A 14,663-nucleotide genomic window follows, 5' to 3' on the forward strand; every position below is an offset into this window, starting at 1 on the left:
GGGTGGGGGAAAAGCCCGGGGCCGCGGCGCGACGGCCGCGGCCCCGGGGACCGGCCACGCGGGCCGGTCAGGAGGTCACTTCGACTTCTTCGAGAAGTAGTCGAACATCCGGGCCGCCACGTCGTCCAGGTACGGGCCGGCCTCCCAGGTGCTGGCACCGTTGCCGATCGAGGTGTCGCTGACCAGGGCCGGCTTGCCGTCCTTGGGGGCGACCCAGCCGCCGCCGCTGCTGCCGCCGGTCATGTTGCAGCCGATCATCAGCATCGCCGGGCGGCTCGGGTCGCCGGTCTTCTTCGCGGGCTTGCCGCTGTCGCAGTGGTCCAGCTCGACGCCGTCGAACGGCTTGCCGGCCGGGTAGCCGTAGGCGCTGACGCTGTTGAGCTGCTCACGCGGGGCGTTGAACCAGATCGGCACGGAGCCGCCGACGGTCTCCTCCAGCGACTTGCCGTTGCCGCTCGGGTTGGCGACCTTGATGATGCCGAAGTCGTACTGGCTCCACGGGCCGCCGTGCTCCGGGTCGGCCTCGGCCGACCACTGCGGCGAGACCATGCCGGCGGTCGCGCCCCACTCGCCGTACGGCTCGGCGTCGGTCTCGTTGGCCTGCTTGCCGCCGCTCAGCAGCCCGTTGCTGTTGTAGGCCGGGGCGAAGGAGATGTTGGTGTAGTACTGGCCGCCCTTGCCGCCGTTCAGGCAGTGGCTGGCGGTCCAGACCAGGTTGCTCTTGCCGGGGTTGGCCGGGTCGGAGACGACGGTGCCGGAGCACACGTAGTCCTCGTTCCCGTCCTTGAAGAAGATCTTGCCGTTGACGTGCAGGTTCTTCGCGAACGGGTGCTGGGTCGGCTTGGCCTCGATGACGGTGGGCAGCGGGTCGCCGGTGCTCGGGGGCTGCGCCGGGGCCGGGGTGGCCGGCTTCGAGGTCGGCTGGGCCGGGGCCGCGCCGGTCGGCTGGGCCGGCGGCTGCGTCGGGTCGGGCTGCGGCTGCGGCATCGGCTTGGGCTTGGCGTTCAGGATCCGCTGAAGCGTCCAGTAACCCTTGACCGCCGGAGTGATCACGTTCTGCTGGGCCCACTTGTCCCAGTCCTCGAACTTCCAGGTCTTCAGCTCTTCGACGGTCGGCAGCTTGATCGGCGCCGCGCCCGGCTTGCCGGTGGCGCCGGCCGCGACCGTCGGAGCCGTGGTCCGGGCCACGGCCGGGTCGCTGTTGTCCGGGCCGCACGCGGTCGCGGCCAGCATGGTCAGCGCGGCGACGGAGGAGCCCAGGACGGCACGGTTCGGCCGGTACATCGGTGACATGAGTTCAAATCCCCCTGTGAATAACCGCCACGCGACCCCTTCCTCGGGTACGGCTCCGGGAAGCCGCAGGCGTGGCAGGGGAGGAGTCTGCCATGCGGATAAAGGCCTCCTTACGCACACCCCCGGACTGGGACGGGGCCGTCACCGGATCGGCACCGGACCGGCACCCGCCCTCCTCCGGCGGTCCGGAATCCGGTCGGGCGGCCGCTTCCCGATGCGTGTCCAGGGGTGCTTCCCGGTGCGCCGAAATTCGGTTGCCCCGGTCCGGCGCCGTGCGTAGCGTGGACGGAGTCACCCGCCAGACAAGGAGAAGGCCGTTGCTCTACTGAGGTTCCGGGACACCGCCCCCGCCGCGCAGGCCCTTCGCCGCGCGGTGTGCGAGTGTGCGACCTCAGTCACGGCCCCGTGGCGAGCCCGATCCGGCTGATCCGGATCCGCCCCGCCCTCCCCCCGGCCGTACCGGCCCGCACCCGCGGTGTCTCCCCGTGTTGCTCACCGTTCCCTTCGGCAACCACCCGGGAGGCCCTCCATGGCACAACCCACCACCGCCGTCCTCTGCACCGATCTCACCTTCGAGTGGCCCGACGGCAAGCCCGTCCTGGACGGCTTCCACCTCGCCGTCGGCCCCGGCCGCACCGGCCTGATCGGGCTCAACGGCGCCGGCAAGTCCACCCTGCTGCGGCTGATCGCCGGCGAGCTGACCCCGACCGGCGGCGCCGTCCGGGTCGACGGCGAACTCGGCTACCTGCCCCAGGGCTTGACGCTGGACACCACCGTGCGGGTGGACGAGGCGCTCGGCGTCCGGGCCACCCGCGAGGCCCTGCACGCCATCGAGTCCGGCGACACCGACCAGCGCCACTTCGACGCCGTCGGCGACGACTGGGACGTCGAGGAGCGCGCCCGCGCCACCCTCGACCGGCTCGGCCTGCACCGCCTCGGCCTCGACCGCACCACCGGGGAGCTCTCCGGCGGTGAGGCCGTCCTGCTGCGCCTCGCCGCCCTGCTGATGCGCCGCCCCGACGTCCTGCTGCTCGACGAGCCCACCAACAACCTCGACCGGACGGCCCGGGAGCGGCTCTACGAGACGGTCGCCGGCTGGCACGGCGTCATGCTGATCGTCAGCCACGACCGCGAACTGCTCCAGCACGTCGACCAGATCGCCGACCTGAGGGACGGCGCGGTCACCTGGTACGGCGGCAACTTCGCCGAGTACGAGCGCACCCTCGCCGCCCAGCAGGAGACCGCCGAGCGGCTGCTGCGTAACGCCGAGGCCGACGTCGAGCGCCAGAAACGGGACTTGACCGAGGCCCGCACCCGGCTGGACCGCAGCGCCAGCTACGGCAAGAAGCGCTCGGTCACCCGCAACGACCCGCACATCTTCGCGGGCAAGCTCAAACGCCAGGGCCAGGAGACGGCCGGGCGGCTCCAGGGCATGCACACCGAGCGGCTGGAGGAGGCCAGGCAGCGGCTCACCGCCGCCGAGGAGGCGGTGCGCGACGACGCCGAGATCCGGATCGACCTGCCGCGCACGGCCGTCCCGGTCGGGCGCACCGTGCTCACCCTGCAGAAGGTCCGGCTGCCCTACGGCACCACCGCCGACCTCGACCTGCGCGGCCCCGAGCGGATCGCCCTGGTCGGCCGCAACGGCTCCGGCAAGACCACCCTGCTGCGCACCATCGCGGGCGAACTCGCCCCGCTGGAGGGCGAGATCAGCACCCCGGTGCCGCTGCGCCACCTGCCGCAGCGGCTCGACCTGCTGGACGACAAGCTGACCGTGGCGGAGAACGTCAAGCTGTTCGCCCCCGCCGCCGGGGACAACGCGATCCGTGCCCGGCTGGCCCGCTTCCTGTTCCGCGGCGGCAGGGCCGACCAGCCCGCCGCCACCCTCTCCGGTGGCGAGCGGTTCCGGGCCACCCTGGCCGCGCTGCTGCTGGCCGACCCGCCGCCGCAGCTGCTGCTGCTCGACGAGCCGACCAACAATCTGGACCTCGCCAGCGTCCGCCAGCTCACCCAGGCGCTCGCCGCCTACCAGGGCGCGCTGATCGTGGCCAGCCACGACCTGCCGTTCCTGCGCGGCCTGGGCCTCACCCGGTGGCTGGAGCTGGACGGCGAACTGCGGGGGGTGGATCCGATGTAGCCGGTGCCGGCCGTGCGGCCACGGCTGCCGGGGTGACCACCGCTGCTCGGGCGGCCGCTGCCGCTCGGGCAGCAGCCACTGCTCGGGCAGCAGCCACTGCTGGGGCGGCCGCTGCCGCTCACCGAGGACGCGGCGGGCCGTGCTCAGGGCGGAGTCCTCGAGCCCGGCCGGCTCGTCATCGGTGAACACCGACGTGCGGATGTCCGGCGGGATGCCGGGCCTGTCGAAGGTGCTGCAGCCGCCACCGCGACGTCATCCCGCGCGCCCGACCCTCGCCTGACCCCCACCCGACTTCGGGGCTCCCCGAGGCCTCGCCGAAACCACTCCGAGGGGGTATCGACAGCAGACCCTTTTGACGGCGGGTGAAAATCCTCCGTTGGTGGTCCCAACTCCGGTGTGCTCCAGTACCATCGGCGCCATGCCTGCGCTCAACATCGAGTACACGGAGCACGAGCTCGCCGCGATCCGCGAGGCCGCCGCCGCAGACGGGAAGAGCATCAAGGCGTACATCCACGACCTGAGCGTGCGGGAGCAGCAACGGCGGGTGTTCGTGGATCACGCGGTGGCGTTCTGGAAGTCGCACCGGGCGGAGTTCGACGCCGCGTTCCCGGAGGACGCGCCGGCGGCGTGAACGGCGCGGCGGGAGTGCGGGGGTGATGCTGTTCCACGTCGACCTGCGCTGGCTGCTCGACGTGCAGGAGCTGGCCTCGCCGGAGGACCTCAGCGTGCGGGACTACTCCGCGCTGCAGGCCGCCGTCGCCCGGCACCGGGTGAACACCGCGCAACTCGGCCACGACGCCGACGCCGCCTGGTGCGCGGCCACCCGGGAGGAGGCGTCACCTGTGCGCGGGAGTTCAGGACTTGGCGGACCTCAGCTTGCCCGCGACCAGCGTTCCCAGCCGGTCCAGCCCGATCACGGCGGCGGCCAGCACCACGAACTCGACCGTCAGCAGGGCTATCTGGCCCCAGACGTAGCCGTAGCCCTTGGTGGTGGGGTCGAAGAAGAAGTACGGGTAGGGCGTCGGGTAGTCGTCGAACAGCGCGTTCCGGGCGAGCACGATCGCCGCGTAGCCGAGCGGGAACGCCAGCCAGAGCGGGACGTCCTTCCAGGCCGCGGCGTTGCGCGGCTTCAGCACCAGCCAGTCGGCGATCACCATCACCGGCGTCACGTAGTGCAGGAAGAACGACGACCAGTGCGCGAGCTTGTCCGGTCCGCTGACCAGCCCGGGCAGCGGGTTGGCGCCGTGCTGGAGCAGGACGTGCGAGACCAGCCCGGTGATCACTATGTACAGGGTGGCGGCGCCGCGCAGCCGGGGCGCGGGCGCGTCCACGGTGTCGCGCTTGAGCATCCAGTACACGGCGCCGATGAAGTAGCCGAGCACGATGACGTTGCTCTGCACGGTGAAGTACACCAGCGGCGCGGTTCCGAGGGTCAGGCCGAGGCCCGCCGAGAGCACGATGCCCATGCGCCACCACAGCGCGGGGCGGGTCCGGACTGTCATGCGGCCACCAGTTCGTTTCAGGCGATACGGGAGGTATCGGACGGTTGAGGGGGAAGATCGCACTCTACTCGCAGGTAGCGGCTGGACGGAAGAAACGGTCCTGCATGCTGTCAGGCCGTAGCTGGGCCCTGTAAGACCCGTCGGCCCCGTCGGCCCCGTGGGCCCTGCCGACCCCGTGGGCCCCTCGGCTCAGCCCGGCAGGACGAAGCCCGACTCGTACGCCGCGATCACCGCCTGGGTGCGGTCGCGGGCACCCAGCTTGGCGAGCACGCTGCCGACGTGCGTCTTCACCGTCTCCTGGCTGACCACCAGCTCCCGGGCGATCTCGCCGTTGTTGAGCCCGGTGGCCATCAGCCGCAGCACCTGGCCCTCCCGTTCGGTCAGCCGCCCGATGGTCCTCCGGTCCGGGTCGGCGGACCTGCGGGCGTCCGCGCCGTGCCGAAGGGCGAGTTCGCGCACGGCCGCCGGGAAGAGCAGCGAGTCCCCGCGCGCGACCAGCCGCACCGCCTGGACCATCTCCTCCGCCCGCGCCCGCTTCAACAGGAAGCCGGCCGCGCCCGCCCGCAGCGCGTCGTACACGTGGTCGTCGTGCTCGAAGGTGGTGACCACCAGGATCCGCGGTGGCTCGGCCATCCCGCCGACCAACTGCTCGGTGGCCCGGATCCCGTCGATGCCGGGCATCCGGACGTCCATCAGCACCACGTCCGGGCGCAGTTCGCGCACCAGCGGGACGACCGCGGCGCCGTCCGAGGCCTCGCCGACCACCGAGAGGTCCGGTTCGGCGTCGATCACCACCCGCAGGCCCGTCCGGACCAGCCGCTCGTCGTCCGCGATCACCACGCGGATGGCGTCGCGGCGCGCGCTCTCGCTGCGGATGCCGTCGCCGCGTGCGCTCTCTGCGCGTGCGCTCTCTCCGCATGTGCTCTCTGCGCGTGCGCTCTCGCGGCGCGGGCTCTCGTCGCGCTCGCCTTCGCCACGGTCGTCCTCGTTCATCGTGCCCCTCCCACCGGCAGCCAGACCGCCAGCCGCCACGTCGTCCCGTCCTCGCTCGGCCCCGCCGTGCTCCCGCCGCGCAGGGCCGTCGCGCGCTCCCCGATCCCGCGCAGCCCGCGACCGCCGCCGGGCCGGCTCGGGCGGGCGGCGCCCAGCGGGTTGGTCAGTTCGATCTCCAGCCGGCCCCCGGCCAGCGCGACCCGCAGTCCGGCCGGCGCGGGCCCGGCGTGCCGCAGCACGTTGGTCAGGCCCTCCTGCACGATCCGGTACGCCTCCCGGGAGACTCCGGCGGGCAGCCGGACCAGGCCCGGGCCCAGGTCGGCGTCCACCGTCACGCCGGTGCGGGCGAGTTGGCGCAGCAGGTCGTCCAGCCCGTTGAGGGTGGGCCCGGCGGACTCACCGGCGCCGGCTTCCTCCTCGCGCAACAGTCCGAGCACGGTGTCCAGTTCGGCGACGGCCGCCCGCGCGGTCTGCTCGATCGCCTGTAGCGCCTCGGCGGTGAAGTCCGGGTCGGTGCGCAGCACCCGGGCGGCCGCCGAGGCCTGGATGCCGACCGCGCTGAGGGCGTGCCCGACCGAGTCGTGCAGTTCGCGGGCCAGCCGGTTGCGCTGCGCGAGCACGGTGGCCCGGCGTTCCGCGGCGGCCAGCCGCTCCTCCGGGGTCGGGCCGAGCAGGGTCGGCGCCCAGCGGGCCAGCAGGGCGCCGCAGCCGGCGCTGGTGGCGACGATCAGCAGCAGGAGGGCGAGGCCCAGCGCCGGGCCGGTGAGCATCCAGCCGGGGAAGCGGTCCTCCCAGTACCTCGCGAGGTCCTCGGTGCCGGTGAAGGAGAACAGCAGCACCACCGCGAACGGCACCCCGCCGAGCGTCATCCCGGCCACCACACCGCCGAAGAGGAGGTGCAGCACGTACCAGAGCGCGGTGCGCCGGCGCGCCGCCCACGAGCGGGCGGGCCCGGCGGCCAGTTCCTCCGGCCGCTCCGCCGCGCAGAGCGTCCGGGCCGCGGCCCCCTCCAGCGCCCGCACGGTCGGCACCAGTGCCGTGACGGCGGCCATCGGCAGCGAGGTGAACAGCGCGGTGAACTGCAGCAGCGTCTGGCGCAGTTGCCCCTGGTTCGGGTTGAGCGCCCCGAGCATCACCACCGAGAGCAGCCAGTACGGCATCAGCAGTGCGCCGCCCAGCACCAGGTGCGCCCAGCGCAGCCGGGCCCGCCGCCCCAGCAGCAACCCCGCCGCCCGCCGCATCCGGCCGCCCGCCCCCGTGTTCACCCGGGTGACCCTACGTCAGCGACTCCGCGGCCCGCCGCCGCCCGTCCGGCCGGCGCCACCGCGCCCGCCGACAGGGCCAGCAGCCCGGTGACAACCTGGGCGGTCTGCACCAGCGGCATCAGCCCGGGCACGGCCATCCGCAGGTCCGTCACCCTGGTCGTCGTCACGCCGAACACCCACCACCTGCCAGCAGCCCCAGCCGAACAGCGAACCGGCGGCCGTCCACGCCACCAGCAGCGGAGCGCGCAGCCGCCGTCGCGGCCGGACCCGGAACGCCAGCACCAGCAGCGCCGCCGGTGCGGCCACCGCCATCGCCGCAGACGCCCCGTCCATCACCGCCACCCCCGGGTTCCGGTCCGCCACCAGACTCAGCGGCAGCCCGGCGGTGCCGCCCGCCGCCCAGTACGCCCGGGCCGCCGCGACGCCCAGCTCGAGCAGGGCGGCGACGCAGGCGAGGCTGCGCTGCACGGCCAGGGCGGGGGAGCGGGGCAGGTCGCCGATCCGGTCCCGCAGCAGGCCGGGCCAGCGCCGCCGGGCGTACAGGGCGAAGGCGGTGAGCAGCCCGACGCCCTGGACGGCGAAGCCGCCGTACACCACGGCGAAGACCCAGTCGCCGATCCCGCCCGCGTCGTGCCCGTCCTGTCCGCCGTTGCCGCCGTTGCCGCCGTTGCCGCCGTTTCGCGGCTCCGGTCCGGCCAGCAGCGCGCTGACCAGGAACAACGGCAGCGCCACCAGGATCGTGCCGAGCAGCCCGGTGGCCACCCACATCGGGAAGGCCACCAGCCCGGCCGGCGCCCGCCGCCCCCCACGGCCGGGTGAAGGCCAGCGCCAGTGCCACGGCGATCGCGTCCATCCCGGAGGTGAGCAGGTTCACCAGCCACAGCTTGTCCATGCCGCCCGGATCGTCCGACCCCACCGGGTGCCCGGTCAACCACCGCAGTTCCAGCGTCAGATACGGCACCGTCGCCAGCGCGGCGATCCAGGCGGCCGTGGCCCGCACCGCGCTCTCCTTGAACCTCATGCCTCCACGGTTCCGCCGCCCCCGGGGCCGGCACGTCAACCCGGTGAACGGTCACCCTCCCCCTCCGGGGGGATCCTGCCCCGCGCCCCTCCTCCCGAGGCGGGGGAGCCCGGTCGGCCCGGGACGCGCCCCTGGCTCCGTCCGGCGGCTCAGGCCGTCCGGTGGATCAGCCGGCCCTCGTCGTCGATGCGGCCGTCCGGGTCCGGCAGCAGCCCGAGCCGCTCGGCGAGCCGGCGGGACGGCACGTTGTCCGGGTGGATCAGGGCGACCACCGGCACGCCGGGGAAGCGCGGCAGCGCCTCCGCCATCGCCGCCCGGGCCGCCTCGGCGGCGTAGCCCAGGCCCCAGGCGGACGGCCGGAAGCGGTAGTAGAGGTTGAACACCCGCTCGCCGTCCAGCGTGTGCAGGTAGAGTCCGGCGAACCCGATGACCGCCTCCGGCTCCTCCCGGGTGGACACGGTGCAGTACCCCACCCCGTCCCGCGCCCAGTCGGCGACGAAGCCGTCCAGCATCTTCCGGCTCGCCGCCCGGTCGCGGTGGGGTCCGTTGGGGTTGTAGCGGTTGGTCTCCGGATCCCCGTGGATCGCGAACACCGCCTCCACGTCCCCCTCCTGGGGCCGGCCGAGGACCAGCCGCTCGGAGGCGGTGACGATCGTGCGGGTGGTGTGTCCGGTGGCGTGTCCGGTGATGGTCATGGCGCTTCCCCCGTGTCGTACGTAATAGGTCTACCGCACCATAGACCATTACCCCGACAGCCGTCCGACCATTTCCGCCCACCCGCCCCGGCTACAGGATCGGCTCACACCCGATCGCTTTGCCCCCGGCGGTGAGGAACCGGCGCATCAGGTCCTTCTGGTCGGGGAACAGGAAGGGCCTTTCGAGGCTGTGTTCGTACCCGCCGTCGACGGTGAAGAAGACGTCCTTGCCCTGACAGGTGGCGACGAGTGTCCCGCCGGCGACCCAGCTGGCTCGCCCGAACTCGGACGGCTCCTTGCCGTCCTTCTGGGCTAGGGCGGTGACCCGCGGCTCGGTGGTGATCGCGAATTCCTGTGACCGACTGTCGTGCCTCGGGTCCTCGCCGATCGTGCAGGACCAGATCGGGTTGGACGCGGTGGTGACCTGCTGCGGCATGGGCCACTGGGCCTCGGGGTTCTTCGCGGGTGCGAACCCGGGCAGGCCGCAGAGGTTGGCCCAGTCCGGTTCCGTCTGGGCCGCCTTCGCCGACAGGCTCTTCGGTCCTGGAAGTGTCCGGTCCGCGCACGAGCGGGCCTTGGCCACACTGTTGGCGAAGGCCACGGCCAAGCGGGCCCTGGCCTCGTCATGGCCCGCCTCGCTGGTGCTCACCTCGGCACGCACGCCCTTCTGGCACCCCTCGGGGAGCGCGGCCCACGCGGCGCCCGGGGTGACCGAGCCGGCCGATTCGCCGGAGAACAGCCGGGCATCCGACGCGGCCAATGCGCCCGGGCCGTCAGCGGCGTTGAGGACGACGGTGAACCGCACGACCTTCTTGGAGGTCTCGAACAAGCCGGAGCTGACCGTGGCGGAGCAGCTGTTCCCGGTGGAGTTCTTCGTCGCCGAGTAGCCCTTCTTGTTCTCACTCATCGGTCCGGACCCCAGCAGGTCGTGCACCTGCTCCGCTGTGGCCGCTCCGTCGCACACGCTGTCGGGCCCGCCGATGTTCGTCAGCCGGTACAGCGCGAAGCCCGCCGCCCCTGCCAGGGCGAGGGAGAATGCCAACAGCACCGCCGTCAACCGCACCCGCAGGGCGCGCGTGGTGAACCCGCGCCGATTGAGTGCCGCGTCGACCTTGCCGGCCAGCCCTACGGCGTCGTCGGGACGCCCGCTCTTGCTCTTGGTCTCCATAGTCCTCACGCCCTGCCGAACACGGTGCGATAGGTGGTGTCGATTCCGTTGTTGTAGGCGGATCCCGCGGTCCTCTGGAGCTGCTGTGGCACGCCCCCGTCGAGGTCCATGGTCTGATGGTCGACTCCGGACATGATCAGCTTGTCGTCGATCATCGCCTTCAGCTGCTGCTGTCCTGCCGAGAAGTGGGAGCTCAGATTGTCCTGGAGCTTGCTGTCGATCTTGGCCTTGGCGGCGTCGGCGTAGGTGGCCGTCCCGATATCGGCGTAGCGCTGCGCGATGTCGCCCACACCCGGAATCAAGTTCAGGGGTGTGCCGAGCAGGTGGTAATTCATCTTCGCCTGCCAGTCCTGGGCAGAATTGGCGGAGTCCGCGTGGTCGACGACGGAGTCGGCGTACACCGCGTCGAGCGCGCCGAGAGTCCTGCCGGACTCGTGGACGAGGGCATCCAGTCCGTGGTTCACACCACCCGTCGCATCGGGCTTCACCGCGTCGGGGCCGTACCCGTCCGGGCGGCGGGCGATCTCCTGGGTCTCGGCGTGCTGGATGACGGCGAATGCCGCCGGGTCCTCGACGGCGCCTCGGATCAGGCGCAGCAGCTGCTCGCGGTTGACGGTGAGCCCGTCCGGCTGGGACGCGCCGTACAGGTCCTTGCCGAGGATCTCGTGCGTGTCCGCAGCGTAGTCGGCGATCATGTCGGCCATCGGCCGACGGAGTCCGGCCGGAAGGGACGTCTTGTCCCCGGGGCCGGTGCCGGCGAACGACTTCATCGTCTCGTCCATGATCTGCGACATGACCTTGTCGTGCGGGCGGACGACCGGTTGGTCGCTGTGCGGGTCCCGACCGGTCGTGGCCGCCTCCAGGGCATAGCCGAATGCGCTACGGGAGGGAGTGAAGTCGGCGGGAACGTTCTGCTCGTTTCCCTGGAACGGCCACTTCCGATCGTGCAGCAGGTAGTGCCGATGTCGCCCTGGAGTGCGGCGGTGGCCCGCTGGTCGGCGGAGTCCGCCTTCTCGACGGCCTTCGTCAGCCGGGCCGCGATGGCCTCGGCCTTGGCCGCGAGCGTCTGAGCCAGCTGCTCGCCGTCGGGGTCGTTCCTCGTCTCCTTCGGCAGGGTCCAGTTGACCCGGCCGTCCGCGGCGACGGTCATGTTGTCGCTCTGGGCGTCGTGGATCGCCGTGTCGAGGTCGCGGCGGGCGGCGGCGAAGTCCTCGGCGGCGGTCTTCATGATCGCGGCGAGGGCGGTGGCGACGGTCGAGGCCTGCTTGAAGTCGCCGTCGACGGCCTGGAGCACCTTGGTCGCGTCGTCGGCCGCCGCGCCCTTCCAACCGGCCCGCTGCGCGGTGCTGGTGAGGTCCTTGGCGACCCGGCCGTCCAGGGCGGTGAGGGCTTTGGCGACGCCGGCCCAGGCTTCGGCGGCGTCGGTGATCCCGGAGAAGTCGGCCTCGTGCAGTTCCTTGAAGGACACCATGTGTCCGGGTTCCCCCTTCTGGTCTTCCAACTGCTGTTCTTCTGGGGCCAAACAGGGGCAAACAGGGCCAAGTGGGGCCAAACAGGGCCTAGCGGCCCGCGCGGAGGTCGGCGGCGGTCGCGGCTTCGTCGGCGCTGTAGGACTGCCGGGTCCTGTCGAGGTTGCCGGCGGCGTTGCCGAGCGTGTCGTGCAGGGCCTTGCACTGCTGCATCCGGCGCTCGGTGCAGCCGGTGAGGGCGCCGCCGAAGGAGAAGCCGCAGATCCTGGTCGACGCGGTGCTCGCGTACTCGGTGAGGCTGTGTGCGCCGGGCCCGGCCTTGCCGTTCGCGCTGTCGAGGTCGGTGGCGATCTGCCGGGCCATCCCGGCCGAGGCGTTGAGTTCGTGCGGGACGTCCAGCCGGGTGGTCACCAGGCCCGGGGCGAGGACGGGCGCGGGCACGTTGCCGCCACCGGACCGGACGGGTGGGGCGTACGGCGCGGTCCTGGCCGAGCCGGGTGCCGGAGCCGAGACCGGCGAGACCGGCGAGACCGGCCCGGTGGTGAAGTACGGGCTAACCATGTGCGTGCAACTCCTTCTCGTCGAGAAGGGGTCAATCCCCCCTGTGGCATGACGACGGTACACGGACCCTCCGTCAGTACACTGACGCACCCTCCGTGTTCGCGGTCGCACGGCGGGTGGATGGGGGAAGAGGTCTTGTTACCGGCGGGTCGCTTCTCTATCATCGCGAGTGTTACAGCTTTACTGTCAAACCCAGAAGGGTTCTGCAGCCAGTGCGTGACACGAGCAGTCCGCCGGGCGCCACGGCCGCCGGCCCCGGCCCGTTGGCGGGGGTGCGGGTGGTCGAGCTCGCCGGGATCGGGCCGGGGCCGTTCGCGGCGATGCTGCTGGCCGACCTGGGCGCCGACGTGGTGCGGGTGGACCGGCCGGATCCGTCGCCGCTGGGGGTCGATCCGGCGTACGACGTGACCAACCGGAACAAGCGGTCGGTGCTGGTCGACCTCAAGTCCCCGGCGGGGCCCGGCCTGGTGCTGGACCTGGTCGAGCGGGCGGACCTGCTGATCGAGGGCTACCGGCCCGGGGTCGCGGAGCGGCTCGGGGTCGGGCCGCAGGACTGCCTGGCCCGCAACCCGGCGCTGGTGTACGGGCGGATGACCGGGTGGGGGCAGCAGGGGCCGCGCGCCGCCAGTGCCGGGCACGACCTCGGGTACGCGGCGGTGGCCGGGGTGCTCGGCCTGGTCGCGGGGCCGGGCGGGCCCGAGGAGGCGCCCGGTATCCCGGCCAACCTGCTGGGCGACTACGCGGGCGGCTCGCTCTACCTGGTCGTCGGCCTGCTCGCCGGGCTGCACCACGCCAGGAGCACCGGCACCGGCCAGGTCGTCGACGCCGCGATCGTGGACGGCGCGGCGCACCTGTCCAGCATGCTGTGGGGGCTGCTCGCGGCCGGCCACTGGCAGGACCGCCGGGGCGCCAACCTGCTGGACGGTGGCGCGCCGTTCTACGCGGTCTACCGGGCGGCCGACGGCGGGCACCTGGCCGTGGGGGCGCTGGAGCCGCGGTTCTACGCCGAGTTCGCCCGGTTGCTGGAACTCGGCCCGCAGGCGCCCGGGCAGTACGACCTGGCCCGCTGGCCCGAACTGCGGGCCCTGATCGCCGACCGCTTCGCCACCCGGACCAGGGCCGAGTGGGAGGCCGTCTTCGCCGGCTCCGACGCCTGCGTGGAGCCCGTGCTGACGATGCGTCAAGCAGCCAGGGAGGAGCACCTTTTGGCGCGCGGCACGTACGTCGAGGCGGGCGGCGTCACCCAGCCGGCCCCCGCCCCGCGCTTCTCCGCCACCCCCGGCGCGCTGCGCCGCCCGCCCGCGCGGCCGGGCGCGGACACCGCCGAGGTGGCCCGCGACTGGGCCGTTCCGTCACTCGACTCCGATGCAGGACAAGGAGCGTAGCGTTGCAGCGCGAGATCTTCACCGAGCAGCACGAGGACTTCCGGGCCACCGTACGGGCCTTCCTCGCCAAGGAGGTGCTGCCGCACTACGACCGCTGGGAGAAGGCCGGCATCGTCGACCGCTCGGCCTGGCTGGCGGCCGGCCGGCAGGGCCTGCTGGGGGTGGCCGTCCCCGAGGAGTACGGCGGCGGGGGCGCTCCGGACTTCCGCTACGCCGCGGTGCTGGCCGAGGAGTTCGCCCGGGCCGGCGCCTCCGGGCTGGCGATCGGCCTGCACAACGACATCATCGGCCCCTACCTCACCTCGCTCGCCACCGAGGAGCAGAAGCGCCGCTGGCTGCCCGGCTTCTGCAGCGGCGAGCTGATCACCGCGATCGCGATGACCGAGCCCGGCACCGGCTCCGACCTCCAGGGCATCCGCACCCAGGCGGTCGACCGGGGCGACCACTACCTGCTCAACGGCGCCAAGACCTTCATCTCCAACGGCATCCTCGCCGACCTGGTGGTCGTGGTCGCCCGCACCACCCCCGAGGGCGGCGCGCACGGGCTGAGCCTACTGGTGGTCGAGCGCGGCACGCCCGGCTTCGAGCGCGGCCGCAACCTCGACAAGATCGGCCAGAAGGCCCAGGACACCGCCGAGTTGTTCTTCGAGGACGTCCGGGTGCCGAAGGCGAACCTGCTCGGCGAGCTCAACGGCGGCTTCGTCCACCTGATGCAGAACCTCGCCCAGGAGCGGCTGACCATCGCGGCCGCGGCGATCGCCGGCGCCGAGTACCTGGTCGAGATCACCACCGACTACGTCAAGCAGCGCGAGGCCTTCGGCCGCCCGCTGGCCAAGCTCCAGCACGTGCGCTTCGAGATCGCCGAACTCGCCACCGAGTGCGCCGTCACCCGGGCGTTCGTCGACCGCTGCATCACCGAGCACCACCGCTACGCGCTCACCCCGGCGGACGCCTCGATGGCCAAGTGGTGGGCCACCGAACTGCAGAAGCGCACCGCCGACCGCTGCCTCCAACTGCACGGCGGCTACGGGTACATGAGCGAGTTCCCGGTCGCCCGGGCGTTCACCGACGGCCGCATCCAGACCATCTACGGCGGCACCACCGAGATCATGAAGGAGATCGTCGGCCGGTCCATCCTCGGCTGAGGCCTCCCGCGAACCCCCCTGCCCCGAAA

At 72.6% G+C, this 14,663-nt stretch carries 14 protein-coding genes; 4 read left to right on the forward strand and 10 right to left on the reverse strand.

Annotated features, from left to right (window positions below; genetic code table 11):
* Positions 1–75 precede the first annotated feature (75 nt).
* On the reverse strand, positions 76–1,293 hold the full coding sequence (locus tag ACIPLC_RS24560) for a trypsin-like serine peptidase (RefSeq protein WP_400475160.1): 1,218 nt from the start codon (positions 1,291–1,293) through the stop codon (positions 76–78).
* A gap of 529 nt (positions 1,294–1,822) precedes the next feature.
* Between ACIPLC_RS24560 and ACIPLC_RS24565 the strand changes: the two genes are divergently transcribed.
* Entirely contained in the window at positions 1,823–3,430 is a 1,608-nt protein-coding gene (locus tag ACIPLC_RS24565; protein WP_400475161.1) for an ABC-F family ATP-binding cassette domain-containing protein, read from the forward strand.
* A 418-nt stretch (positions 3,431–3,848) separates the two neighbouring features.
* Complete coding sequence (locus ACIPLC_RS24570) at positions 3,849–4,061, forward strand: hypothetical protein (protein ID WP_063351004.1); 213 nt, start codon at positions 3,849–3,851, stop codon at positions 4,059–4,061.
* 223 nt (positions 4,062–4,284) lie between these two features.
* Here the strand turns inward: ACIPLC_RS24570 and ACIPLC_RS24575 are convergent, their stop codons facing one another.
* The 9 genes from ACIPLC_RS24575 to ACIPLC_RS24615 form a co-directional block, all read right to left on the reverse strand.
* Complete coding sequence (locus ACIPLC_RS24575; protein ID WP_400475162.1) at positions 4,285–4,932, reverse strand: Pr6Pr family membrane protein; 648 nt, start codon at positions 4,930–4,932, stop codon at positions 4,285–4,287.
* A gap of 189 nt (positions 4,933–5,121) precedes the next feature.
* The gene (locus ACIPLC_RS24580; protein ID WP_400475243.1) at positions 5,122–5,778 is read right to left on the reverse strand and encodes a response regulator; all 657 of its coding nucleotides are present in this window, start codon (positions 5,776–5,778) and stop codon (positions 5,122–5,124) included.
* A gap of 143 nt (positions 5,779–5,921) precedes the next feature.
* Complete coding sequence (locus ACIPLC_RS24585; protein ID WP_400475163.1) at positions 5,922–7,190, reverse strand: sensor histidine kinase; 1,269 nt, start codon at positions 7,188–7,190, stop codon at positions 5,922–5,924.
* Between the two features lie 15 nt (positions 7,191–7,205).
* Positions 7,206–7,958 carry a hypothetical protein gene (locus ACIPLC_RS24590; RefSeq protein WP_400475164.1) on the reverse strand — a complete coding sequence of 251 codons (753 nt, stop codon included), beginning with the start codon at positions 7,956–7,958 and terminating at the stop codon, positions 7,206–7,208.
* Positions 7,959–8,360: 402 nt separating this feature from the next.
* Positions 8,361–8,906: a GNAT family N-acetyltransferase gene (locus ACIPLC_RS24595; RefSeq protein WP_400475165.1), complete on the reverse strand. Its 546-nt coding sequence runs from the start codon at positions 8,904–8,906 to the stop codon at positions 8,361–8,363.
* Between the two features lie 91 nt (positions 8,907–8,997).
* The gene (locus tag ACIPLC_RS24600) at positions 8,998–10,074 is read right to left on the reverse strand and encodes a hypothetical protein (protein ID WP_400475166.1); all 1,077 of its coding nucleotides are present in this window, start codon (positions 10,072–10,074) and stop codon (positions 8,998–9,000) included.
* 5 nt (positions 10,075–10,079) lie between these two features.
* A complete protein-coding gene (locus ACIPLC_RS24605; RefSeq protein WP_400475167.1) occupies positions 10,080–10,868 on the reverse strand; it encodes a hypothetical protein in 789 nt (262 codons plus the stop codon).
* Entirely contained in the window at positions 10,841–11,545 is a 705-nt protein-coding gene (locus ACIPLC_RS24610; protein ID WP_400475168.1) for a WXG100 family type VII secretion target, read from the reverse strand. Before ACIPLC_RS24610 ends, ACIPLC_RS24605 begins: the two co-directional genes overlap by 28 nt.
* Positions 11,546–11,633: 88 nt before the next feature.
* Positions 11,634–12,104 (reverse strand): hypothetical protein, encoded by a 471-nt coding sequence (locus ACIPLC_RS24615; protein WP_400475169.1) that lies wholly within the window; start codon positions 12,102–12,104, stop codon positions 11,634–11,636.
* Positions 12,105–12,316: 212 nt separating this feature from the next.
* Between ACIPLC_RS24615 and ACIPLC_RS24620 the strand changes: the two genes are divergently transcribed.
* Both ACIPLC_RS24620 and ACIPLC_RS24625 read left to right on the forward strand, forming a co-directional pair.
* Positions 12,317–13,489: a CaiB/BaiF CoA transferase family protein gene (locus tag ACIPLC_RS24620; protein ID WP_400475170.1), complete on the forward strand. Its 1,173-nt coding sequence runs from the start codon at positions 12,317–12,319 to the stop codon at positions 13,487–13,489.
* Positions 13,490–13,491: 2 nt separating this feature from the next.
* On the forward strand, positions 13,492–14,634 hold the full coding sequence (locus tag ACIPLC_RS24625; RefSeq protein WP_400475171.1) for an acyl-CoA dehydrogenase family protein: 1,143 nt from the start codon (positions 13,492–13,494) through the stop codon (positions 14,632–14,634).
* Positions 14,635–14,663 lie beyond the last annotated feature (29 nt).

Source organism: Kitasatospora sp. NPDC086801, assembly GCF_044745805.1.
Classification (GTDB): Bacteria; Actinomycetota; Actinomycetes; order Streptomycetales; family Streptomycetaceae; genus Kitasatospora.

Coding starts and splice junctions, on each gene's coding strand:
- ACIPLC_RS24560 (WP_400475160.1), bottom strand. CDS start 1,293: ATGTCACCGATGTACCGGCCGAACCGTGCCGTCCTGGGCTCCTCCGTC.
- ACIPLC_RS24565 (WP_400475161.1), top strand. CDS start 1,823: ATGGCACAACCCACCACCGCCGTCCTCTGCACCGATCTCACCTTCGAG.
- ACIPLC_RS24570 (WP_063351004.1), top strand. CDS start 3,849: ATGCCTGCGCTCAACATCGAGTACACGGAGCACGAGCTCGCCGCGATC.
- ACIPLC_RS24575 (WP_400475162.1), bottom strand. CDS start 4,932: ATGACAGTCCGGACCCGCCCCGCGCTGTGGTGGCGCATGGGCATCGTG.
- ACIPLC_RS24590 (WP_400475164.1), bottom strand. CDS start 7,958: ATGTGGGTGGCCACCGGGCTGCTCGGCACGATCCTGGTGGCGCTGCCG.
- ACIPLC_RS24595 (WP_400475165.1), bottom strand. CDS start 8,906: ATGACCATCACCGGACACGCCACCGGACACACCACCCGCACGATCGTC.
- ACIPLC_RS24600 (WP_400475166.1), bottom strand. CDS start 10,074: ATGGAGACCAAGAGCAAGAGCGGGCGTCCCGACGACGCCGTAGGGCTG.
- ACIPLC_RS24605 (WP_400475167.1), bottom strand. CDS start 10,868: ATGTCGCAGATCATGGACGAGACGATGAAGTCGTTCGCCGGCACCGGC.
- ACIPLC_RS24610 (WP_400475168.1), bottom strand. CDS start 11,545: ATGGTGTCCTTCAAGGAACTGCACGAGGCCGACTTCTCCGGGATCACC.
- ACIPLC_RS24615 (WP_400475169.1), bottom strand. CDS start 12,104: ATGGTTAGCCCGTACTTCACCACCGGGCCGGTCTCGCCGGTCTCGCCG.